The sequence below is a fragment of the Aminivibrio sp. genome, assembly GCF_016756745.1.
Taxonomy (GTDB): Bacteria; Synergistota; Synergistia; order Synergistales; family Aminobacteriaceae; genus Aminivibrio.
Genome location: NZ_JAESIH010000004.1, coordinates 1 through 3,755, shown reverse-complemented (window position 1 = coordinate 3,755; position 3,755 = coordinate 1). Strand labels below are relative to the sequence as shown.

Sequence of the window (3,755 nt, the reverse complement as noted above, 5' to 3'; positions counted from 1 at the left end):
TAGGATAATAAACCGTCTTCCCGCCCCCTCCCTTGAGGGAGAGCTTTCTCTCTTCTCCCTCAAGCCAGCTCAGGGGGCTCATCTTCTTCGTGTTTTTTGCCCTGTTGACAATCACCAGGCGGGGAGTTTTCCCCCTGGTCCAGAGCTGAAGCTCCAGCCCCTCGTCTATCTCCTCGGCACACACAATGATGCCTTTCTCGTCCATTCAGCGCACTCCCTGCTTCCATCTGATGCATCCTATTATGACGGCTCAGGCGGCGAATGCAAAGGGGCGGGCCGGGGCAATCGATTATGTCGTCCCGAGAGAGCGAAGGGCTTTGCCCTCGGCTGTCATCCTGACGGCGTGGCTTCTCGCCGGAAGGATCTCGGTTTTGACTCTAACCCTTTATGAAGAACCCCTTCCCCTCCGGGGAGGAGGGACCTCGGGTTTGATTCCGAGCCACTTCAAGTGCAGATTCTTCCCCTCCGGGGATGCTCCGCGATCGGGCTTCGCCCTCAGAATGACACACCAGAGTCAAGAAAGGGCCGGTATTGCCCTTGTTTGTCATCCTGAGCGCAGCGATCGCTGTCGCTGAGCATGCGGAGCGAAGCTGGAAGTATGGGTTCTGTCATCCTGAGGGCTGTTTCACCGCCCGATCGCGTCCCCGGAGGGGACGAGGGACCTGCCTTTGATTCTGAGCCACTTCAAGTGCAGATTCTTCCCCTCCGGGGATGCTCCGCGATCGGGCTTCGCCCTCAGAATGACACACCAGAGTCAAGAAAGGGCCGATATTGCCCTTGTTTGTCATCCTGAGCGCAGCGAAGGATCTGGGGTTAAGAACCTCCAGACTGAGATCCTTCGGCCAAAAAACCGGCCTCAGGATGACATAACACTCCAAACACTTCCTACAAACTGTCTTTTTTGTACGATCACTTTTCCGGAAGGGAAGAATCGACCTCCCATCCCTTGCTCAGATCACTCCAACTTGGATTCTCTTTCTCGACAAGGGCATTTTTCTTCGCCCTGATCCATCCCTTTATTTCCTTTTCTCTTGCTATCGCAGTATTCACATCATTCGTCTCCTCGAAATACACCAGCTTATGAACGCGATACTTCTTCGTAAACCCTTCTACAAGACCGTGCTTGTGCTCAAAAAGCCGCCGCTTCAGATTGTTCGTGATTCCGGTATACAGCACCCTGTTGTTGGCATTTGCAAGAAGGTAGACGTAATAGGAACGCTCCATGACTTCAGCTCCTCCGGCCTTTTTTGCATCGAAAAAAGGATAGCATAGAGCCGTGAAAAAAAACGGGGAGAAACCAGGGGCGAGATCCCTCCCCTCCGGGGACGCTGCGCAACGGCATTCGCTCAGTATGACCCCGAGCCCGTCGCCGGGGCTGTGATTATGTCATTCTGAGGAGCGCAGCGACGAAGAATCTCGGTTTAGTGCCCTTGCCTGTCGTCCTGACGGGTGCTTTTCGCCGGATCGCGTAGACATTGTCTGTCATCCTGAGGGCATCTTTACGCCCGAAGGATCTGGTGTTGATTCTGAAGTCTTTAATTCAGGTCCTTCACTCCGTTCAGGACGACAAGTCCGAGGTCTTTCTCCTTCGGAAAAGACCCGCGATCCGGCTTCGCCATCCGCTCTGCCCTCCGCCCTTGACACCGCCGCCATTTGAATATACCATCAGCTATATCTAATCACACTTAGTCTAATCGCAATTAGACTAATCGCAAAATGATATTAAGGAAGGTGTTCTCGTGTTCATCGGCAGAGAGAACGAACTCGAAAAGCTGCACCGGCTTTATGAGGAAAAAGGCTTCCAGATGCCCGTGATCTACGGCCGCAGGCGGGTGGGAAAAACCCGGCTGATCCGTGAATTCTGTGCGGGGAAAAAAACGCTCTTCTATGCGGCGATCGAGCAAAACGATACGGAAGCCCTCCGCATGTTCTCAGACGAAGTGCTCCGGTGCCTCCCCGGGAAGCAGTCGTCCTTCATTTCCTCTTTCGATTCCTGGGACTCGGCCTTCAGATACGTAGCCGACTTTGCCCGGGAAGAGAGAATTGTCCTTGTCATCGACGAATTTCCCTACATCGCCTCAGCCAACCCGTCGCTGCCCTCAATCCTCCAGAAAGCCATCGATCATTATTTCTCCGGGACACAGCTTTTTCTCATCCTGTGCGGATCCTCCATGAGCTTCATGGAACACCAGGTTCTGGACTACAAAAGCCCCCTCTACGGCAGGCGGACCGCCCAGTTCAAAATCCAGCCCCTCGACTGCTTTGACAGCATGAAGTTTTTCCCGGGCTGGAAAGGACACGAACAGCTCTACGGATACGGAATCACCGGAGGAATACCCCAGTACCTCCTTGCTGCAGGGCGTCACGGCAGCTTCAGACAGGCCGTCGAAGAGGAGTTTCTGGCAGGGACCGGCGTCCTGTTCGAGGAGCCGGCCAATCTCATGAAACAGGAAATGCGGGAGCCCGCGGTCTACAATTCCATCCTTCGGGCCATCGCAGGGGGTGCAAGCCGCCAGGCCGAAATTTCCACCAAGGTCGGCATGCCGTCAAAAAGCGTGGCGAACTACCTCAAGGCTCTCATCGACCTGGAGATACTCCGGAAAGACTACCCCTTCGGGGACAACAACAGCAGAAAAGTGGTCTACCGGGTGAAAGACCAGCTCTTCCGCTTCTGGTACCGGTTCATCCCCGGCGCCATGTCCCTCATCGGGATGGGGATGCCGGACGAGGCTTTCGAAAAGATGATCGCTCCTCATTTCAGCGACTACTTCGGCCCAGTGTTCGAGGATATCTGCCGCCAGTACCTTGTCCGTCTGAACAGGCAGAAAAGTCTGCGTACAGTCTACCGGGAATTTGCCCGCTGGTGGGGCAGCGACCCGGAAACCAGGCAGCAGGAGGAAATCGACATCGTGGGATCCGACATTGAGTGGGCCCTTTTCGGGGAGTGCAAATGGAAAGGCGAGAAGACCGGTCTGCGGGAAATGGAAAAACTGCAGAAGCGCTCCACGCTGCTGCTGAGGGACAAAAAACGGGAATACTGCCTCTTCAGCAGGGCAGGTTTTACCGAGGGACTGCGAAAAGAGGCTGAAAGAACGGAAAACACTATGCTGGTAAATCTGGAAAAACTGCTTGGAGAGATCTAATCTTCTTAGGGCCAAAGGGCGAGATTCCCCCTCCCCGGAGATGTCTTTGTCTGTTGTCCTGTGGCCAATGCCCTGGAATTTTGTCATCCTGAGGGCTGTTTTTTCGCCCGATCGCGTCCCCGGAGGGGAAGGTCACTCGGTTTTGACTCTACAGTTGTTCGGAATGGCAGACCGAAAGCGAGATCCTTCGCTGCGCTCAGGATGACACCCTCCGTCCCGAACGAACGGGATTGCCCTTGTTTGTCATCCTGAGGGCTGTTTTTTCGCCCGATCGCGTCCCCGGAGGGGAAGGATCTCGGTTCTGACTCTACAGTTGTTCGGAATGGCGGACCGAAAACGAGATCCTTCGCTCCGCTCAGGATGACACCCTCCGTCCCGAACGAATGGAAATTGCCTGTCGTCCCGAGCGCGCGAAGCGAGGAGTTAACTCACCTCAGGATGAGAACAACCTATCAATCCAAAAGAATATTTAAACCAGGCCATCCTTTTCTATTTCAATGTCACTTCAAGGTCTTTTTCCAGCGCACGGGCAACACGCCTCAGAAATTGCAGGGAAGGGTTGTAGCGTCCGGATTCCAGCCTGCTGATATTGCTTTGGCTTGTTCCCATTCT

At 54.4% G+C, this 3,755-nt stretch carries 4 protein-coding genes; 1 reads left to right on the top strand and 3 read right to left on the bottom strand.

What is annotated here, in order from left to right:
- Positions 1-205 (bottom strand): hypothetical protein (locus JMJ95_RS00205; RefSeq protein ID WP_290680925.1); only part of this gene is annotated, 205 nt, incomplete at its 3' end.
- 704 nt (positions 206-909) lie between these two features.
- Positions 910-1,224 (bottom strand): GIY-YIG nuclease family protein, encoded by a 315-nt coding sequence (locus JMJ95_RS00200; RefSeq protein ID WP_290680922.1) that lies wholly within the window; start codon positions 1,222-1,224, stop codon positions 910-912.
- 515 nt (positions 1,225-1,739) lie between these two features.
- On the opposite strand from JMJ95_RS00200, the gene JMJ95_RS00195 reads away from it, so the two are divergent.
- Entirely contained in the window at positions 1,740-3,143 is a 1,404-nt protein-coding gene (locus JMJ95_RS00195; RefSeq protein ID WP_290680919.1) for an ATP-binding protein, read from the top strand.
- A gap of 489 nt (positions 3,144-3,632) precedes the next feature.
- Here JMJ95_RS00195 and JMJ95_RS13865 read toward each other — a convergent pair whose 3' ends face one another.
- Positions 3,633-3,752, bottom strand: coding sequence for a helix-turn-helix transcriptional regulator (locus JMJ95_RS13865; RefSeq protein ID WP_367153723.1), 120 nt, complete (start codon positions 3,750-3,752; stop codon positions 3,633-3,635).
- Positions 3,753-3,755 lie beyond the last annotated feature (3 nt).

Coding starts and splice junctions, on each gene's coding strand:
- JMJ95_RS00200 (WP_290680922.1), bottom strand. CDS start 1,224: ATGGAGCGTTCCTATTACGTCTACCTTCTTGCAAATGCCAACAACAGG.
- JMJ95_RS13865 (WP_367153723.1), bottom strand. CDS start 3,752: ATGGGAACAAGCCAAAGCAATATCAGCAGGCTGGAATCCGGACGCTAC.